The following is a 17,970-nucleotide window of genomic DNA, read 5'->3' as shown; positions in this document are numbered from 1 at the left end:
CAGTTCTCCTCAGGCCGGAACCGACGCGTTGCTGTGAGCCACCCGCCAGTGCGCGGCCTCGCTGTGCTGGCTCTCGCCATGCAGCTCCGCCAGACGCGTGATGAACTCATCGACGAACACCCGCATGTCGGCGCCCACTTCCTTGTTGCGGGTAATCAGGCGGTTGTAGCCAAACAGCGCCGGGATCGCGACGAACAGGCCCATGGCGGTGGCCAGCAAGGCCGCGGCCATGCCCGGGGCGATGGCGTTGATGTTGACGTCACCGGCCATGGCGGTGCCAAGGAACACCACCATGATCCCCAGCACCGTGCCCAGCAGGCCGATATAGGGGCCGCCGGCGATGGCGTTGGACAGGGTCGAGAGCTTGGCGCTCAGCTGCTGGTTTTCCCGGGTGCGCACGCCGTCCATGGAGCAGCGGATGGCCTCGATGGTCGCCGCCGACACCGACGAGGTATCGGCGCCCTGTTCGCGGCGGGTGCGGATCTCCTTGACCGCCACCTGGTACAGGCGCCACAGCGAGGAATGCTCCAGGCGCTGGGCCAGGGCCTGATCGTCAGCGAACATTTCCAGGCGCGTGCCGACCTTGGCGAACTGCTCGCGAAATACCTGATTGGCAGCGCTGACCCGGCTGACCATGCGGTTTTTGCGCAGCATGATGATCCACGACTGGACCATCATCCCCACCAGCACCAGGATGATCACCCAGGCGTCCACCGGCACCGCCTTGAGCAGGAAGCCCAGGCTGCCGAAACCGAAGCCCGACTGCTCCTCATCGACGCCGTAGACCACCAGCTTCGACTCCGCGCCCTGGGCGCTGGCATCCGCCAGGATCAACGCCGCCGGACGTGCAACCTTGGACAGGCGCAGCTCATCCAGGGCCCCGGTGAACGGCAGGAACGGGCTGGCCTCGGCCCCCGCCGCCGGCGGCAGGTCGGCACCGATGGCCAGCACCGAATTGAAGCCAGGAATGGCCTGGGCCAGGGTCGCGGTTTCCCGGCCATTGACGTACAGCGCCAGCTTGCTGCCCTCGCCGCTCAGGGCCAGGTGCTGCCATTGTCCCGGGTTCAGCGGTTGGCTCGACGCCGCACGCTGACCGTCCACTTCAACGAACGGCATGCCCTGGTTGATCCCCAGCAGCAGGCTGCCGGCGCCTTCACGACGGGCCAGGATCAGCTGCTCGCCGCTGGCCTGATCCAGGCGCACCCAGGCGCTGAAGGTGAAGGCGCCGCCGGCGTTGTGCTGCAACGACGGGCTGGCCGGCAGCAGCAGCGGCTGGCCGCTGAACTGCAGGGCCCGGCCGATGACCCCGTCGATGGCCGCGCCGGTGGCGTTCTGTGCAGTGTTGCCGTAGGCGGTGGTGTCCTTGGCCGGCGTGCCGTTGCTGCCGTCGAAGTGATAGATCGCGGTGTAGCCGGGGTCAAAGGTCACTTGACCATTGCTGGTGCCCGGGGCCTTCTGGTTGCCGTAGTACATCCAGATGTCCTGGCGCTGGCCGCCTTCGACCTTGGGCACATCGACCCAGATCAGCGCCATGCCCATCAGCGGGTCGAAGCTTTCGATCTGGTGGTTGAGCACGGTCTTGTCATCGGCGGCGACAAAGCGCAGGTCGGCGCCGTCGTCCTTGACCCCGTCAAAGGTGAAGTTGCCGGTGTGCAGGCGCACCAGCAGCGCGGTGCGGCCCAGGGCTTCGTTGATCGCCGCGCCTTGCGGGGTGGTGTCCACCGAGATCTGCTTGCGGTAATGCCAGTCGTCCTGCCACCAGGCATGGGCCGTGGCCGGGAGCACGAAGCCCAGGCAGATCAACAGGCTCAGGAATAAGCGTTGCATGTGAAGGGTTCTCCGAAAAAAGGCGTCAGAACGTCGCCTGCACACTGAAGTGCACGCGCGGGTCGTATTTCTGGGTATTGGGTCCGTCCAGCAGCGGGTAACCCCAGTCCAGGCTGCCGGACAGCCACTTGCTCAAGCTGGCGCGGGTACCCAGGCCAACGCTGGCCAGGCTGTACTGGTCTTCCTGCTCCACCATCGGTTCGTGCAGGCGCATGCGCGCACCTTCGGCAAAAGCGTAGAAACGCCACTCCTGCACATAACTGCCGAGAAACTTGGCCAGGGACGGCGTGCGCAACTCCTGGGACAGCAGGTAACCCTCATCGCCCGTGCGCTCGGCGGCCAGGTAGCCGCGTACCGAGGTAGCGCCACCGGCGGAATACTGCTCGTTGGACACCAGCGGCCCCGAAGCCAGCTGGAACGCCCCCTTGGACGCCGACTGCCAGGCGTTGGCGAAGGTGTAGGTGAAATTCAGGTCGCCCTTGAGCACCGAGAAACTGGCATTGGCCTCGTCGCGCTTGTACTGGAACTCCTTGGCGTCGCTGCCGTAGCCGAAGAAGCGCCGGGTGCCGACGATCAGGTTCAGGCCCAGGCCCAACTGAGCTTTCTCGCTGTAGCGGTAGCCGTTGTAGCCAAAGGTCAGCGGCGCGTACTTCAGCGGGATCTGGTCGCTGCTGCGGCCAAAGCGCATCTCTTCGTCGAAGTCCTTGAAGTCCACCCCCACCGACAGCGAGTTGGCCCAGTTGCCGGCCGCAGGCAAGGTGTAGATCGCCGACACCCCGTAGGAATGACCCTTGCCCAGCACGTTGCTGCCGCCGATGGTGGCGATGTTGCTGTCGGACTGGTAGCCGGAGAACTGCAGAGCCCAGCGATCGCTCAGGGGCGCGGTGTAGGAACCGGACCAGACCTTGGCGTTGTCGGTGTCCTGGGGCGCGGTGAAATAGGTCAGGGAAATGCTGTGGCCCAACTGCCAAAGGTTGTCGTAACCCACCGTCGCCACTGTGCGCAGCTTCTCGGTGTCGGCGCTGTAGTCGTTGTTCAAGCCGATGCTGGCGTGCCAGGGACTTTGGTCCTCCACCTGCAGATCCACATCCATGGTTCCCGGCCGCTGGCCCTCGCGCACCAGCGGCATCACCTGGCGCCCGGCACTGCGATTGAGCCCGGACAACTGGTTCTGCACCGTGGCGAAATCCGGCACCTGGCCTTCTTTCAGCGCCGGTACCTGGTCGCGGATCTCCACAGGCGAATAATGTTTGGCACCCACCACCCGCACCCGGCCGACCTTGGTTTCACTGACCTGCAAATAGACGATGCCGTCCTCGACCTTCTGTTCCGGCAACTCGACGAACACCGACTGATAGCCGCGGGCCTGATAGACCTTCTGCAGCGCATCACGCGCGCCCTCGATATCCCCCAAGGCCTTCTGCGGCCCCAGGAACGGATACACCGCCTCCTCGATGGCCCGCGCATCGAGCACGGTATTGCCGCGCACAAAATACTCATTGACGTCCACCAACCGCGCCGGCGCCGCCGCCTGAGTAGCCTCGGCCGCCACCGGTGCGCCCTCTTCGGCCTGCACCGCCGGCACCAGCGCCAACAGGGTCAACCAGCCGCACAACGGCCACCAACGCCCGCTACTGCCCGGCCATCCTGAATTCAACAGATGCTCCACACCGCCCCCTAGATGACTGAAGATTGGCGCCCACGCGCCCTGGACCGTCGCCGACTTCACGGCGTTTGGCCGACTCAATGACTGGCTGTCGAGGTGGTTTCGTGGCGGGCCAGCCAGGTGTGCAGAAGCGCGAAGTTCAGCGAGAACTCCGGCATTTGCAGCAAGGCGCCGCAGAACACTTCACCGATGATTTTCTGGATCAACTGCACCGCCCGCGGATTGTTCAACAGCGTGGCGATCTCGCGACTGAGGACATTGAAACTCCAGACCTTCTGATTCAGGTCCAGGCCGACGAACCAGCGGAACAGCAGGTTGTAGCTGAGCTGCTCATACAACTGCTGCTCGCTGGGCACCGAATACAGCAACTGCAGCAACAGAATGTGCATCACCGTGCGTGGTGCAATCAGCATCCCCGGCTCGGCGTTGAGGGCCAGGAACAGTTGCCGATGCTGATCCAGCAGGTCCTCGATCTGCGGGCGCAGCAGCACCAGCGAATGGCCTGGCGGGATATAACTCGCCACCTCCTTGGACGCGCCCTGCCAGTCATCCTGGGAGACAATCCAGACCCACGGCGCGCCATAGCGATAGACCGACACCGGCTTCTTGCGCGCGGCCTCGACAATCTTCGACAGCCGTTGATCCAGCTCCTGCATGCCCACTTTCGAGTAGCGTTCCATAGTCCCCATAGCCTCACTCCCGGCGTCCCGCCTCGGCTTAAAAAAGTGGCCTTGCGGCCCCCTCAAGCGCGTTACATACCCAAGACTTGCGTGGCCATGTGCTACCGAACTTTTGTCATAAAAGCTTCATTCACAAAGGCCAATGGAAGGACAAACCACGACCTGCAGAAACCTTGTAGGAGCCGGCTTGCCGGCGAAGACCTGCGCCAGGGCAGCGCTGAACTGTGTTTATTCCGCGCACGACCAGACCGTCCTCTTCGCCGGCAAGCCGGCTCCTACGGGAGGAGAAACTGATTGCTTTAACAAGACAGAAAAAAGCGCCGCCCGGACGGGCGCGCCGCTTGCCGCGGCTCTGGCTCTGGCTTTTGCTCTTGATCTTGATCTTCAAGCCCCTTCCCAGCAGGCCGAGCGCAGGCGTTGCGTAGGGGGCAGCTCGGCAAGGATGCCGAGCTAGCCGCCCCAGGCCATGGATGGCCTGTGGCGGCGTGCCCCCGGAGCGGCGCCGGAGTGAGGGAACCCCGAGCCCTAGCGAGGGGCCCATGGAGGGGCAAGCGTTTTTGGTTCCTTTTTAGGCGTTTGTAAAAAGGGACTCGCCGTAAGGGCGAAACCCTAAGTGGTCGTTACCGCAGCAACGGATATGTACCCCCCCCAAAAAAACTGGCCGGCTCTCAGGCCGCCAAGTCCCCCTCCGCAATCCTACAAAACTTACAGACGCGTCTGACTTGTCCCCCCAAGACCCAACGCCCATAGTCCCCACTCGCCCAAACGGCGACCGGGTTTGGCGACTTGGCTACTCACCCACAGGCAGTCCCGCTTGCAACTATTGCCGCTGAACCCTTATGTTCACGGCGATCTTTCATGGCGGCTATACGCGGGAGATCCTCGGATCTGCCGATTATTGTGGGATGAGTCGGCTCGCCAACCCGCGTATAGCTGCCACCTACTCGACTGGCGACGACAGGACAGCTCCCTTACCCACAAGCGGAGGTTTCCATAACTCAGCAATACATCCCCATCACCGACATCGACTGCCTGATTCCCAGCCTCTTTATCGACAAGAACGCCCCCTCGACGTGCTGCATGCCAACGGTGCCGCACGTTTACTGGCCGTGACTCAACTGCTGGAAAGCCTCTCCCGCGCAGAGCTGAAGAGTGCTGACGATACCGATCTGCAACATATCCCCAACGCAGCGGCGATTCTGTTGCGTGACAGTTGCGACCTGTTGGGGGTTATGGGCTGGCGGCTTCAAGCCTGACTCCTGGGCGCTCCGCGCTGCTTGGTGGCGCGGAGCATTTCTTATGGGGTCGGGGGATATGTTTTTTGGGGGCGAGAGGTCTTTTAAAATTGACTGCAATCGACCCAATACAGCCCTTCTTATTTATTGTGTCTGTAACTGTCGGCTCTCCACAGACCCGGCGCATCGGGCCTGCATTGAACTACTTAGGCTTCAATTGCTGCCGGGACTGTTTCATTCGAAAGGTCAGGTCAGGACTTAGGATGCGGCTGAGCGATTTTTTCCCTGCGTACACGGATTAAAAATCTGATGAATACTCTCGCTGGTTCCTACATAAATTTTGGTACCTGGTACCGCCACAGCCGAGTAATTTTTACGATCGGTGACCTGAATGAAATTTCCTTGCGCAGCTGTGAAACTCTCAGTGTTTGGCGGCACTAGCACGCTCAGGAACTGGGCTTTCTTGTCGAGGGCCAAGGCACCTCCCACGGTAATTGGCGCCAGCATGGCGGCCCAACGTTCACTGAATAGGTAGAAGGTATCAGCTGCGGTTCTGCCACTTTGCAGGTGGGCACACTGCACATCGCTGGCGTTGATTACTTCAGCCTGCTGGTAGATGCCGCCCTTATAGAAGGCCAGCACTAGCTTGCTCTTGGTCAGCACACCCAGGCCTTGTTTGGGTCTGCACACTTGCAAATCACCATAGGGAAACAAGCACCAGTTGGTTTCGGTGATAGTGACGATTTCGTCTGCGCTGAGCTTCAGATCGCGCTCAATACTGGCGCGGGCTTCCGGGGTTTGGTAGGGGATGGCGCATGCGCTCAATAGAGTTGCGAGGGTCAGGGCGAGTAGCGGGGTTCTCATTAAGCGTCCTTTGCTGTTGGAAGGTATATGTAAATACGGCCAAAAGGAGTCACTCATGGCATCTACTAAACTGGGGCGATTCATGTATCAATCAAAGGACGCCAAGGTTAGATATTGATTTATCTCAGTAGAGCTTGACAATCCGGGAGGGTTAGCAGCTGGGATGGAAGTCAAAATCCATATACCCATAATTCATTAAATACATATTCAGGATCAAGGATGTCGCTGAGACTTTCAAAGTCGTCAAGCTCTTCAGGAAGAGATAGCCCAACTCCGCGAAGCTGGTCTACTTGAACAAAACCTGACCACGCCATTTGTGTTTTTGAGTTGGCTAGCACCTCTGAAACGGTGATTCCAGGCCATAATTTATCCATGTACTTCCCTTGGAATTTTTCATTGCATGATACTGCCGAAATTATACCTTCGCTGTCATGGTATGCGGTTATTAATCCATTATTTATGATTAATGCATTCGGTGTTTTTTCAAGAAGGTATTCGCTCTTTAATATTGTTTTGGCTATGTTCTCTATCTGCTCGCCAATCGATACTCCCCCAATGGATACTCCGGGGATGATGATGTTGTTTATTTTCATGGTTGCCCTCTATTTTGGCGAGTTAGCCAGGACTTCATTAATAAATACAGGGCTATCTACTATTTTCTCGTATCTTACAAAACCCTCAGGGCTTATGCGGCCTTGTACTTCATTGTTTCCATACACCTTCCAACTGCATGCCATAGGCGTGGTGGAAGCCGGCGCCGCCACCAAGACCTTCTACCTCTCGAACTACTTCCCTGCGGATCATCACCTGGTGATTGAATTCACCTCGGGCCTGATTCTGCGTTTGCAGGCGCAGGATACGCAGTGCGCCTTGTTCTTCTAATGCACCAAGAGGAAATTATGACAGTCCCAGTGGAACGGCCCCTGCCCCTTTCCCTACCATCCAACTCGCAATATGCACGACTTCCAAGTCGCCATGAGCGCAGCAACGGATATGTCCCAGAAAACTGACCAGTTCTCAAACCGCCAAGCCCCATAACGCAATCCTACAAAACTTGCAGACGTGTCTGACTTGTCCCCTCCGGGACCCAACGCCCATAGTCTCTCTCGGTTCGCCAACCCGCGTTTCAAGCGCCTCTCGCGCACCGGAAAATGCTGACAACACCAACCAGCAGCACATCGCCAAGGTCGCAGAAATCCCTCTGCGCGACAGTCGTAACCTGCTGGGGAATAGCCCCCGCAAGGTGGAACCATTAAATCCCAGGCTGCCGACAAACCGTAGTTGTCAAAAAACACAACCAGAGTAGCATTGGCTCAATGACAGGGAAGCCTATGGACATTCTCACGCCATCACGTTTTGCCGACGCTGCGATTTTGTACCCGAACGACAAGGCCGGGCTTGATCGTTGCCTGCGGATTTTGAGGATGGCACGCCCGAATGGATTCGCGGACCTGCAAAAGCTTTTCGGTGCGCAAGGGATCGACTTGTTCAAACCCAGAGCCGCAGCGAATTGGGTCGTGATCGACGTAGGCGGCAACAATCTCAGGGTGATCGGCGGAGTCAACTACGCCCGGCAGAAGTTCTACGTCAAACACATCTACACCCATGCCGACTACGACCTTGCCAACGCCTGGTATGCACGAAACAAAGGGGTAAAACGATGAGCACAGCCCGGAACCAACTTCAAACCGTGATCGCAACGCTAGGCGAGCTGCACGCGGTACTGGAGCGCTTGCGCGGTGAGTTTGTGCACGGCATCAAGACCCCTGCCGACTATGAGCGTGCGACCGACCTGCTTGATGAGCTCACTGACGGGCGCGAACTGAGCAAGGTCGAAGAAAAAATTCTTGCCGAACTCGAGGATGAAATTCTGGCCTACCAGCGCCACTCCGAGCAGTTTCGCGAATCGAACGCTGCTTTTGAGGCGACCTACACCCCTGTCCAGTTGATCAGGGATCTGATGGAGACGCTCGGGCTCACAGGCTCTGACTTCCCTGAAATTGGCGATAAAACAGCAGTGTCCAAGGTGCTCAGTGGGAGTCGGCCCATCAGTCACAAGATGGCATACGCGCTGGCGGAGCGGTTTTCGATGGAGCCCAGTGCTTTCGTGTCGCCAGCCTCAGAAAAGGCAGCAACTCTCGAAACCGTTTGGCCCAAGGCCAAAAAAACGCCAGCTCAGTACCGCGTTCGCAATATCTCCTGGAACGTGCTCCCAGAGAAAGGTGCCGACGCTGGTGAATCCAAACTGGTAGCTTCCAAGCGCCGCAGCCCCTTGGGTAAAGCTCCGGCCAAGGGATAGGCATGTCCATCCTGCCTTTCTGACCATCCGCTTGATCAAAGACGCTGGCTATCTAATTGCAGCGCATTAGCGTCGGTACAACTGCTCAGCACCAGCTGGATCATCAACCTTGGGTTCCGTACCCAAGCCGAACGCCTCTTGAGCAAATGTCTCTAGCCTTGCCGCCGCTTTCGATAGTGCGGTATCGCACTACCCCAACTGCAAAAAGAACCGGCCAATCCCCGCGCCGGTTCTCTGTGAAAAGTCCTCATCCAGAAACAGATAACCCATGCCGTCCGAAAGTATGCCCTTGTGACGCGCAAGCGCCAGATCCAGGTCGCCCCCATAAATAGCGACCCGCCTGCGTCCTGACGCAGATGCAACAGGCGACTGCAACCAAGCGTCCACGCCATCCAGCTTGGAGGCCAGGTTCTCATCATCGTCCGCGTCGCAGTTCAGCCCCAGCCGCACCGCACCGCGATCTGAAATCTGCTGGGCAGCCTCATTCCGCTCGCTACTGGCTCGAACATAGCCAACGACAACCGCTTGCGAACTACCGCTAATGGCCCGCAGCTTTCGATAGTGGCCGACCTCGCCCGGCAGGTAAGGCACAAACACCGAGACCCAATAGTCCCTGTCGATCAAGGCCGCTGAAAACCAGTGCCCAGGAAAGGCCAGTAAGTGTGTCAGCGGCGCGCCGTCCGGTGCACAGGGCCAAGCCAGATCGTCGGGCAGACAGGCCCCACCACCGGCATAGGCGTCCTCTTTTGCAGGTGCTTCACAGGTAAAAATCAGCTCGTTGAACATCCGTCTCTTTCCACTCAGTCACAGGTTGTGCCGCAGTCGTTGAGCGTCTCTGGCAACTACGTGCGTCAAGACTTCAATCCATAGAGCGCTCGTCGACAATCCACCATCAGCTCCTCCAGAAAGGGTCGCAACTGCTGCTCCTCCATCAACCCCAACAACTGCCTGGCAGCCTCCCGCAGCGACTGCCACTGCCCATGCCCGAAGATCTCCCGGTCGCCACAATGAAAGGCCGCCTCGGACAAGCCATTACATAGGTCCCAGAGGTTTTGTACCCCAGCCCGGACTTCACCCGGCAAGGCACTCGCACACGTTGCCAGCAGCGCCTGCAACGGCAACATCGCCATGGACCAGGCCTCACAGGCGGCGCAATCAGGAATGCTGGCCTGCTGAGCCCCCGCATCCAGTGCCAGGAACCCAAGGGCATCGATGGCCTCTCCCACCGCCAGCACCCGCTTGTACTCATCCTGCCCGTACCATTCCCAGACAGTGGTGGAGAACCCCATTTTCAAGCTCCAAATCCAGATACTTCAAACCTGAGTAACGCATCAAATAGTTGGAAGCGCCTCCACTAAAAGATAGAGTCAGGCCACATTGAAAAACTGATCAATCAAGGCGCACCTGATGCAATTTCTTTTTGCAGTTGAAGACGTCTTCAGCATAACGGGTCAAGGTTGCGTGCTCGTTCCCGGTGTTCCACATGATTTTGCGCACGAACTAAAAAGCGGAGCGCCTTTGCTTATCTGCACACCACAAGGCGAGCATATTCACACACATATTGAATATTTTGTGTCAGTCAGGAGCACACGTACCCTGAACCATATCCCCTTCTCTCTACCCGCCATGATCAACAAGGAACACATTCCCACAGGCTCCCAGGTCTACCTTCAGGATGATGTAAAAAAATAGAGCAACTTGTTCGCGCATCACATCGAACACACTACAGTCCCTTCCTGGCTTCGCTGACGATTGAAAATCATGGATGACACTCACTTCACCCCCGAACAACTGGCCAATAGAACCGGCACTGCCGAGGCAGACAAACAGGCGCGCAAATGGCTGCTAAGCCTGCCCACTCCCGAGCGAATCGATTTCCTCAAGCGCCTATGGCCCCTTAACTTCCGGTACACGCTGGTACTGCTCCAGGCCGCGCAGCTACCCCGGCAGGACAACGAGCAACTGTTCAGGCATTGGCTGCACACCGGGCACCACAACGCGGTGCAGGAACTGATCAAGCGCGTTCAACCGCTGCTGGGGGATACCCGGTTCTGGCGCATTGCATCGCAGGAAACCCTGACCGCACCGATGCGGGACTTTCTGAACTACCATGGCCGCGGGCGCCTGGAGCAAGTTGAGGAGAGTGAGTCCTTGAACGTGTTACAGCAAACAGGCTCCCCGCCCCTTTGACCACGACGCCCATCCCCATGAACCCACGCCTCGCCCAGCTTGTATGCGACTACCAGGCCAGCGTCCGCTGCGCCGTCGAGTTGATGCAGCAATGCGCCATCCCCCTTCCTGCCAGCAACAGCGACTGGGCGGGGCTCGATATTCCAGAGCAAGGGCAGCTGACTGGCGGCATTCGTTACTTCAAGCACGGCTATGGCTGCGCCGTTCACCTGCCAACGGCAACGGTGAGCTTCGACTTTGGCGAGCAGGGAGAGATCGACGGCGTCACCCTGTCCAGGCTCGCCGGCTTTGCCAAGAACCGGCTCGCGCAGTACGGTTTTACCGATGAGGATGAACTCAAGCAGTGCTTTGAGCATGAAGTGGCAGCCGGGGCTTTGGTGTATTCGGGCTACATCCTTTACTACGTCGTGGCGGCTGAGTCCCGGCCACGCAACCGAGTCGATGGCCACACACCTTCAGCCTGAAGCGCATACCGACCTAGCGCTCCACGCACTGTCGGTTCAGGCGTGGGGCGCCGGCCGTTGGGCGATCACCTCAAAGCGGTGCCAATGCTTGGTGCCACGCAGGCTGGGCCCATCGCACTCATGCGACTCGAAGCGGATCAGATCGAGCCCCTGCAACAAACCACGGGCCTGTGACTCGGAATGAAAGGTTCTCGACGGGTCGCCCGCCCAATCATCCCGGTTGCCGAACAGTTGCCCAACGAAGAGGCCTCCCGGCAGCAGAGCAGCCCTGACCTGGGCCCAGAATTTCTCGAAATGCTGCGGATGACAAAAGGGTATCGACATGCCCGCGTGAATCAGCGAGGCGGCCGGCAATATCGCGAGGCTTTCAAACTGTTGCGCGCGGGTTTCCAAGCAGACGCCCGGGAAGTCCGCGCGGATGGCGCTGACCATTTCAATTGCCGCGAGCTCCTGGTCAATCGCCAGCACATCCCAGCCCGCCGCCAGTAGGGCGCGGGTTTCATTGCCGCTGCCACAGCCCAGATCAATGGCCTGCCGCCAGTTCGCCTGAGGGCTCAGCCTATCGAGCGCTGCACCTAGAAGCGATGATATCGGCCGCTCTCTGTGGTGCGCGTAGTAAGCTCCCCAACCTGATGGCCGGCCTGGATCTCGCGATTGCATTCCTTGAACCTTCGTTGATGACCATGGACTCATTGAACGCCACGGATACTGACAGAGCTCTGATACGGTTTCATGGATCAGAGCCCCCTATTTGATCACCCGCGAACCCCGGAACAGCAGCATGAAATTCACCTCAGCCGGCCAACTCATCGACCCACGAACCGTCGGCTATCGCAGCCTGGGCTTCGGCGAGGCGCTGTCGATCCCTGCAACGCCCTATGAGCTGTGCGTCAACCACAGCGACCTGCCACCACGCTTTGTGGAGTGCGCAGAAGCTTTCATTGCCGAATGCAAAACCGACGATATCGCCCAAGGCTATGTCGACATTCCGGAGCTCGCAGCGCTGGGCTACCCCAGTTTCAGCACGCTCTTGCAAGACCATTGCGACCTCGCGGCGTGCTTGGTCCAGGACTACCTGTATTTCGAGCTGTTCTTTTCGCTGTTCCCAAATTCAAGCGTTCTTAAAGTGGTGATAAACAACATCACCAGCGTCTGCTCAAAAGAGGCGTCCATCAGGATCACTGGCGAGACATTCGCCGCCAGGAACATCTGCCCATAAGGGGCATTTAGCTGCAACACAGGCAACCACTGATCAGCGGTTGATCGGGGTCGTTTTCAAGAAAGGCGACCCTGACCTCCACGCCGGGTCGCAGTGGCGCCAGTTCACAACGCCAATTGGCCACGCCCTCCAGCCAGCAGCTGCTCTTGTCGTCAAACCGACCTTCGCGATCCCAGGGAAACTTGACCTTGACCCTTTTGAGGCGTCGATCACACGGGCTCGCCTGGTCTTCCAGCGCGATGACCAGCGCCGTCTGGTTACCTGGCGCCCGAGGCTTCTGGTGAACCAAAGGCGGGAGATCGCAGGGGTCCAGCGCAAGCGATGGGAAACGGTTGCGATAAGCCGCCCGGTCATCGCCAAAGACCAGTACATGGCCTTGAGCGCTGTGCTGGAAGTGAAAGTGAATCCCCTCCTCTTCGCACAAGCGCTGAACAAAGTGCAAATCGGTTTCATCGTACTGGGTGCAGTAGTCGCGCGCAGGGTAGGTCGAGCCCAGCTCAAATCGGTAGGCGTCGCCCAGAATCCCATGTTCTTCAAGGATCAAGGCGACGATTTTCGGCACCGAGAACTGCTGGTAGATTCTCTGATTGATGCGGTGGCGCAGGTAGGACAGATGCGGAACCAGGGCCAGATTGTAGTGCGTCAAACCCTGAGCGTTACTGCCTCGGGCAATGTGATAGATGCGCCCATGAATGCCATTGCCCTGTGCATCCAAAGCCAGGAATGCCTGCGCATCGAAGAGGCGTTGCAGATCCAGGTCCGGCCGTTGCCCAACAAGCTCCACGTTGAAGAAGTAAGGCTTGCTGATCGACTCTTCCCCGCTGAATGCGAGCACTTGAAAGTCATGTTCGAAACCGTCGATGGTCAAACTGAAGTGGGTCTGATTGGCTGGGCTTAACATCCACTGTTCTCTTCTTGCATAACCTGTTGAACGGACGCTGTCGCATACCGCCTTGCGGAAAAGATCATCTTCCGCAAAGCGAGTACATTTCACCGAGTGTTTTAAACAATGAGTTAACACGCACTAAAAAGCGCATGAAACAGCAAGCGAAGAGTCAAGCCAGATCAGATACTGCTCTTCACCTTAGTCCAGACCCGCGTGCGAATCCTTTCCAGCTTCAATGGCAGCGGCTCAAGCGGAACCAAGGTCGCGACAGTTTCCTTGTCTGGGTAGATCCAAGGGTTTTCGCGCAACTTCTGCTCAACAAACTCAGTGGCATCTTTATTAGCATTAGGATACAGCGTGTGATTTGAGGTTTTGGCAATAACCTCCGGCCGCAACATGTAGTTGATAAACGCCATACCTTCCTTGGGGTGGGGGGCGTCTTTTAGCAGAACCAGATTCTCCGACCAGACCAGCGCACCTTCGCGAGGAAGGCTGTAGGTAATCTTGCGTCCCGTGTTGGACTTTTCGTTGATGGACTGCGCAGCGAGGGCACCATTGGCCCAGCCCACAACGGCACAGATATTGCCATCCGCCAAGTCAGCGTCGATTCTGGACGAGTCGAAATAAAGGATGTAAGGACGAATCTTCAACAGCAGCGCTTGAGCTTTCTGGTAATCATCCGGGTTCTTGCTATTGCTAGGGAGCCCAAGATAATTCAAGGCAATCGAAATGATCTCGCTGGGCGAGTCGAGCATTGCCACACCACAGGACTGCAGCTTGCTGATGTTCTCTTCTTTGAAGATCAAGTCCCAGCTATTGACCGGAGCGTTATCACCCAATGCCGCTTTGACTTTGTCAACGTCATAGCCAATCCCGGTAGTGCCCCATAAATAGGGCACAGCGTAGCGATTACCAGGATCGTTGACCGCGAGCTGGGACAAGATATCAGGATCGATGTGTGAAAAATTGCTCAGCTGATCAGGATCCAACGGCTGAAGCACGCCCGCCTGAATCAGGCTTGGCAACACATTGGAGGTCGCCACAACCACGTCATACCCCGTGCGCCCAGCCATTACCTTGCTCTGCATGATTTCGGCGCTGTCGAAGGCATCCATATGAATTCTGGTGCCGGTTTCCTTTTCGAACTCCTTTGGGGTCTGCGGTGCGATAAGCCCGAACCAGTTATACAGGTACATCCCAGGCTCTACCGCCGCCGCTGATGTGCTTATTCCGGCACAGAGAAACGCGACCGAAAAAATGGTTCGCAAATGAGACTTTCTCATGCAACATCCTTGTCAAGACGACACGCCCTCATGGCCATCGTAAACCCTGACAGCGAATATACCGGGCATTACCCAATAGTAAATACCTACGATTACTTACCTCTGACCTACGAATCCCTAACCCTAAAGGGGTAGAAAATGCCACTCGACCTTCATAGCCTGGCTTGGCACCGATCGATTGGGAAGCTGATCATGCAGTTGAACCGTCCAGAATTCTGGAGTTCACTTATTCGCACACTAAATGAATATGTACAGATCGATAACTGGGTTGTATTAATCTTTAGCAACCAACACGTACAAGTTGTCAGCCTTCCCGAAATAGCAGATGCCGAAGAGGTAGATGCGTTCATTCATCTCTATGTGAAGGGTCTTTATCTACTCGACCCATTTTATATAGCCAATCGAGAAAACCCACAGAGCGGCTTCTTTCACCTGCTTGATATTGCGCCTGAGTACTTTCTTGAAACCGAGTATTATCATAAATACTTTGCACAATATATTTCGGCCGACGAGGTGCAGTATAACGTTCAACTCGACGCCAATAGAACCTTGTGCGTCTCCATTGGCAGCAACGCCCACTTCAATCAAGAACAAATTACAATGCTTGATATTATCAAGCCATGGGTCACTGCATTAATGCATCAGCGCATGAGTTTTGAGATTGACGTAGAGAAAAGTCTCGCCGAACCATCGCTATGCCCAGAAACGATTAGCCAGTTCGGCACACAAATAACAACGCGCGAAAGTGACGTACTCAGATTGTTGCTTAGTGGCTTCTCCAACAAGGAGATAGCAGGAAAACTTTCCCTCTCGGCAGAAACGATAAAAGTTCATCGCCGCAATATTTACGCAAAATTGAACATCAAGTCGCAGTCCGAATTATTTGCCCGATTTTTCATGCCAAAACGGGATGTTTTCTCTCCAAGTTGAAATGCACGCTTTCGTCTGGAGATAACCTCCAAGAGGGTTTAGACACAACAAACTAAACTTGCCACTCCTGCTGCCTACACAGCCTTGAAGTCATGCCCTGAACCGGACGCCCGCCCCTGATTGGCGCAGAGCGGCAACCAATGCTCGTCAAGCTTGTACAGGCTCATCCTTTCTCCAGCCAAGCCGAATTAGCGGATGCATTCCACGCTGAAACGGGTATCACCGCTCATCACCACACATTTGCAGAAGCCTGAAGCTGGCGGGGATTACACGTATAAAACAACGCGCCACGGGCAGCGTTATGCCCCCCGAACCTCGCAACTCCCATGGCTACAACGCAACCCACCGACGCCAGTTGCCGGAGCAACGATACCCCAGCTGCTTGACTGATACTGAACGGGGGTGCTCATGGCGCATGCTGCCGCTCGAGTTTCCTCATTGGGGCCTGCGCATGGGTGTGGTTGGCCGAGGCACGTACACTCACACGTCGACTGACGGCTTGATTTTGTCTACACCCTCTTAGCGTGACCGTTTTTTTTCAACAGGGTCGGCCAGAAGCAGCCATTGCACTTCTACAAAAGCAGCAGTGATTCATTGACTACTCAGGCCCTATCTGTGAGTGTTTTACCCACCGGTCAGTAACAGGCCCAGCTAGAGGCCATGGAATGTTAGGCAGAAGATTATGAGCAGCTGGACGCCAGTAACAGCAGATATGAAGTGCTTTCCAACAAGCATGTTTCCAGAGGGCTACCTACCATGGCCCTCATGCAAACCGGCCTTTGAACCGCCTTTACAAGCACTGCGATTATTTGACACGCACGTTCGTCGTTGCTTGTAAAAGGTTGCGTCGATGCCACTGAATCTTAACTCCCTGCAAAAACGCCAGCATCGCTATTGGGTCGTGTTAGTTTCCGGTCTTCTACCCATCCTGCTGGGCAGCGTGATTTTGTATATGCAGGCCGAGCTGACGCTTGAGAAAATTACCGACAAGACGACGCAAGAGGCCGTGCGTGAGCTGGACCTCATGCTGGATAACGCCGCCCATGTCGCCCACCAGATCCTGCCGCTGGCAGGTCATGCATGCGATGCCCCCACCCGGCTGATATTGCGCGAACTGGTAACTCGCCAGCCCTTCGTGCGCTCGAGCAATCTGGTATGGCGCAACAGCAACTACTGCAGCTCGCTGTTTGGCAGCGATCGCGTGGTAGAACTCAATCCCTCCAATTACGTTGATGGCCAACTGTGGTTACTCAACAGCAAACAGGCGACAACTGACAGATCGGTGTTGATCTATCGGGTCAGCCTCGGCGAGCAGAGTGCACTGACCAGAGTCAACGGCTACCACCTGACCAATGCGTTGCGCCTGATAAGCCGCGATAGACCCCTGATACTGCAGGTAGGGCGTAACTGGCTGTCGGTAGACGGCCAAGTCCAGCAAACCGCTGTACCGGCGCCGGCCGTCGCCCCCAATCGTCGGGCGTCCACCCGCTACCCCTATAGCATCCAGGCCAGCATGCCCGAGGGCGAAGTATGGCGTTACATGATCTCGCACTACCCCGCTCTGTTCTGCCTGCTGGTATTTTTCGGCTTACTGGCAGCCGGCATCGGGCACCGGTTGCAAAAGCGTTCATCAGCGCCGACTCACGAGTTGCAGCGGGCCCTCGAGGCCAACGAGTTCATCCCTTACTTGCAACCGGTGGTGCGCAGCGACAACGCTGAGTGGGCTGGCGCCGAGGTGCTCATGCGCTGGCAGCATCCAAAGGAAGGCCTGGTGCGCCCGGACTTGTTCATTCCCCTGGCGGAGGACTGTGGGCTGATTGTGCTTATGACCCGCTCGCTACTGCGCCAGACCGCTTCGCTGCTGGCTTCTCACACTCGGTTGCTCAAACCGGGGTTTCATATCGCAGTGAACATCACGGCGCGCCATTGCCAGGACATGGATTTGCTACAGGACTGCCGAGAGTTCCTCGGGGCCTTTCCCCCGGGGCATGTAACGCTGGTGCTGGAGCTGACTGAACGCGAGCTGATCGAGCCCACCGAGGTGACCCACAAGCTGTTCCAGGAACTGCATGAACTGGGTGTGATGATCGCCATTGACGACTTCGGCACCGGTCACTCCAGCCTCAGCTACTTGCGTAACCTCAACGTTGACTACTTGAAGATCGATAAAAGCTTCGTGGCGATGATCGGTGTCGATGCCCTGTCCCGGCACATACTCGACAGCATCATCGAACTATCGGCCAAGCTGGATTTGCGCGTGGTTGCCGAAGGCGTCGAAACCAAACAGCAACGAGACTATTTGGCCGAACATGGCGTGGAGTTTCTTCAGGGCTATTTGTTTGGACGCCCGGTGTCAGGGGATGCTTTCGTTAGCATTTTACGTGGAGATGAGCGTGATAGAGCTGCTTCCAAATAACTGCCATCGGC

Annotated in this window: 20 protein-coding genes and 2 pseudogenes; 11 read left to right on the top strand and 11 right to left on the bottom strand. The window is 57.2% G+C overall.

Going from position 1 to position 17,970, the window contains the following annotated elements:
* Positions 1–9: 9 nt before the first annotated feature.
* The 4 genes from GV818_RS04235 to GV818_RS04220 all read right to left on the bottom strand — a co-directional run bounded on the left by GV818_RS04235 (position 10) and on the right by GV818_RS04220 (position 4,561).
* Entirely contained in the window at positions 10–1,827 is a 1,818-nt protein-coding gene (locus tag GV818_RS04235) for a DUF2341 domain-containing protein (protein ID WP_161775859.1), read from the bottom strand.
* Positions 1,828–1,852: 25 nt separating this feature from the next.
* Positions 1,853–3,484: a ShlB/FhaC/HecB family hemolysin secretion/activation protein gene (locus tag GV818_RS04230; RefSeq protein ID WP_256679411.1), complete on the bottom strand. Its 1,632-nt coding sequence runs from the start codon at positions 3,482–3,484 to the stop codon at positions 1,853–1,855.
* Positions 3,485–3,570: 86 nt separating this feature from the next.
* Entirely contained in the window at positions 3,571–4,182 is a 612-nt protein-coding gene (locus GV818_RS34905; RefSeq protein WP_178124718.1) for a transposase, read from the bottom strand.
* 121 nt (positions 4,183–4,303) lie between these two features.
* Positions 4,304–4,561 (bottom strand): hypothetical protein, encoded by a 258-nt coding sequence (locus tag GV818_RS04220; RefSeq protein WP_161775858.1) that lies wholly within the window; start codon positions 4,559–4,561, stop codon positions 4,304–4,306.
* 605 nt (positions 4,562–5,166) lie between these two features.
* On the opposite strand from GV818_RS04220, the pseudogene GV818_RS04215 reads away from it, so the two are divergent.
* A pseudogene (locus tag GV818_RS04215) lies at positions 5,167–5,429 on the top strand (short-chain dehydrogenase).
* A gap of 237 nt (positions 5,430–5,666) precedes the next feature.
* On the opposite strand, the gene GV818_RS04210 reads toward GV818_RS04215, so the two are convergent.
* Positions 5,667–6,329, bottom strand: coding sequence for a hypothetical protein (locus tag GV818_RS04210; RefSeq protein ID WP_256679410.1), 663 nt, complete (start codon positions 6,327–6,329; stop codon positions 5,667–5,669).
* A gap of 113 nt (positions 6,330–6,442) precedes the next feature.
* Complete coding sequence (locus GV818_RS04205; protein ID WP_161775857.1) at positions 6,443–6,865, bottom strand: hypothetical protein; 423 nt, start codon at positions 6,863–6,865, stop codon at positions 6,443–6,445.
* A gap of 112 nt (positions 6,866–6,977) precedes the next feature.
* Between GV818_RS04205 and GV818_RS04200 the strand changes: the two genes are divergently transcribed.
* From GV818_RS04200 to GV818_RS04190, 3 genes are all read left to right on the top strand, one after another.
* Positions 6,978–7,154 (top strand): hypothetical protein, encoded by a 177-nt coding sequence (locus GV818_RS04200; RefSeq protein ID WP_161775856.1) that lies wholly within the window; start codon positions 6,978–6,980, stop codon positions 7,152–7,154.
* Between the two features lie 449 nt (positions 7,155–7,603).
* On the top strand, positions 7,604–7,936 hold the full coding sequence (locus tag GV818_RS04195; RefSeq protein WP_161775855.1) for a type II toxin-antitoxin system HigB family toxin: 333 nt from the start codon (positions 7,604–7,606) through the stop codon (positions 7,934–7,936).
* Positions 7,933–8,571 (top strand): helix-turn-helix domain-containing protein, encoded by a 639-nt coding sequence (locus GV818_RS04190; RefSeq protein ID WP_161775854.1) that lies wholly within the window; start codon positions 7,933–7,935, stop codon positions 8,569–8,571. The genes GV818_RS04195 and GV818_RS04190 overlap by 4 nt, the downstream gene beginning before the upstream one ends.
* Before the next feature lie 189 nt (positions 8,572–8,760).
* Here the strand turns inward: GV818_RS04190 and GV818_RS04185 are convergent, their stop codons facing one another.
* Both GV818_RS04185 and GV818_RS04180 read right to left on the bottom strand, forming a co-directional pair.
* The gene (locus GV818_RS04185) at positions 8,761–9,357 is read right to left on the bottom strand and encodes a hypothetical protein (RefSeq protein ID WP_161775853.1); all 597 of its coding nucleotides are present in this window, start codon (positions 9,355–9,357) and stop codon (positions 8,761–8,763) included.
* 65 nt (positions 9,358–9,422) lie between these two features.
* The gene (locus GV818_RS04180) at positions 9,423–9,860 is read right to left on the bottom strand and encodes a hypothetical protein (RefSeq protein WP_161755132.1); all 438 of its coding nucleotides are present in this window, start codon (positions 9,858–9,860) and stop codon (positions 9,423–9,425) included.
* A gap of 118 nt (positions 9,861–9,978) precedes the next feature.
* Between GV818_RS04180 and GV818_RS04175 the strand changes: the two genes are divergently transcribed.
* The 3 genes from GV818_RS04175 to GV818_RS04165 all read left to right on the top strand — a co-directional run bounded on the left by GV818_RS04175 (position 9,979) and on the right by GV818_RS04165 (position 11,225).
* Positions 9,979–10,263, top strand: coding sequence for a hypothetical protein (locus GV818_RS04175; RefSeq protein WP_161775852.1), 285 nt, complete (start codon positions 9,979–9,981; stop codon positions 10,261–10,263).
* Positions 10,264–10,332: 69 nt separating this feature from the next.
* The gene (locus GV818_RS04170; RefSeq protein ID WP_161755136.1) at positions 10,333–10,761 is read left to right on the top strand and encodes a hypothetical protein; all 429 of its coding nucleotides are present in this window, start codon (positions 10,333–10,335) and stop codon (positions 10,759–10,761) included.
* 17 nt (positions 10,762–10,778) lie between these two features.
* Positions 10,779–11,225 (top strand): DUF6896 domain-containing protein, encoded by a 447-nt coding sequence (locus tag GV818_RS04165; protein WP_161775851.1) that lies wholly within the window; start codon positions 10,779–10,781, stop codon positions 11,223–11,225.
* Positions 11,226–11,261: 36 nt separating this feature from the next.
* Here GV818_RS04165 and GV818_RS04160 read toward each other — a convergent pair whose 3' ends face one another.
* A complete protein-coding gene (locus GV818_RS04160) occupies positions 11,262–11,885 on the bottom strand; it encodes a class I SAM-dependent methyltransferase (RefSeq protein WP_161775850.1) in 624 nt (207 codons plus the stop codon).
* A gap of 91 nt (positions 11,886–11,976) precedes the next feature.
* Between GV818_RS04160 and GV818_RS04155 the strand changes: the two genes are divergently transcribed.
* Positions 11,977–12,444 (top strand): hypothetical protein, encoded by a 468-nt coding sequence (locus GV818_RS04155; protein ID WP_256679409.1) that lies wholly within the window; start codon positions 11,977–11,979, stop codon positions 12,442–12,444.
* Positions 12,445–12,451: 7 nt separating this feature from the next.
* Here GV818_RS04155 and tssI read toward each other — a convergent pair whose 3' ends face one another.
* Both tssI and GV818_RS04145 read right to left on the bottom strand, forming a co-directional pair.
* Entirely contained in the window at positions 12,452–13,345 is an 894-nt protein-coding gene (gene tssI / locus GV818_RS04150) for a type VI secretion system tip protein TssI/VgrG (protein WP_161775992.1), read from the bottom strand.
* Positions 13,346–13,509: 164 nt separating this feature from the next.
* The gene (locus GV818_RS04145) at positions 13,510–14,613 is read right to left on the bottom strand and encodes a polyamine ABC transporter substrate-binding protein (RefSeq protein WP_161755144.1); all 1,104 of its coding nucleotides are present in this window, start codon (positions 14,611–14,613) and stop codon (positions 13,510–13,512) included.
* Between the two features lie 138 nt (positions 14,614–14,751).
* On the opposite strand from GV818_RS04145, the gene GV818_RS04140 reads away from it, so the two are divergent.
* The 3 genes and pseudogenes from GV818_RS04140 to GV818_RS04130 all read left to right on the top strand — a co-directional run bounded on the left by GV818_RS04140 (position 14,752) and on the right by GV818_RS04130 (position 17,959).
* Positions 14,752–15,543 (top strand): response regulator transcription factor, encoded by a 792-nt coding sequence (locus GV818_RS04140; protein WP_161775849.1) that lies wholly within the window; start codon positions 14,752–14,754, stop codon positions 15,541–15,543.
* 140 nt (positions 15,544–15,683) lie between these two features.
* Positions 15,684–15,985, top strand: a pseudogene (locus tag GV818_RS04135) (IS5/IS1182 family transposase); the annotation flags it as partial.
* A 408-nt stretch (positions 15,986–16,393) separates the two neighbouring features.
* The gene (locus tag GV818_RS04130) at positions 16,394–17,959 is read left to right on the top strand and encodes an EAL domain-containing protein (protein WP_161755148.1); all 1,566 of its coding nucleotides are present in this window, start codon (positions 16,394–16,396) and stop codon (positions 17,957–17,959) included.
* Positions 17,960–17,970 lie beyond the last annotated feature (11 nt).

The organism is Pseudomonas sp. Fl4BN1 (assembly GCF_009908285.1).
GTDB lineage: Bacteria > Pseudomonadota > Gammaproteobacteria > Pseudomonadales > Pseudomonadaceae > Aquipseudomonas.
Note: the sequence above shows the minus strand (reverse complement) of the source record. Positions and strands in the feature narration are given on the sequence as shown.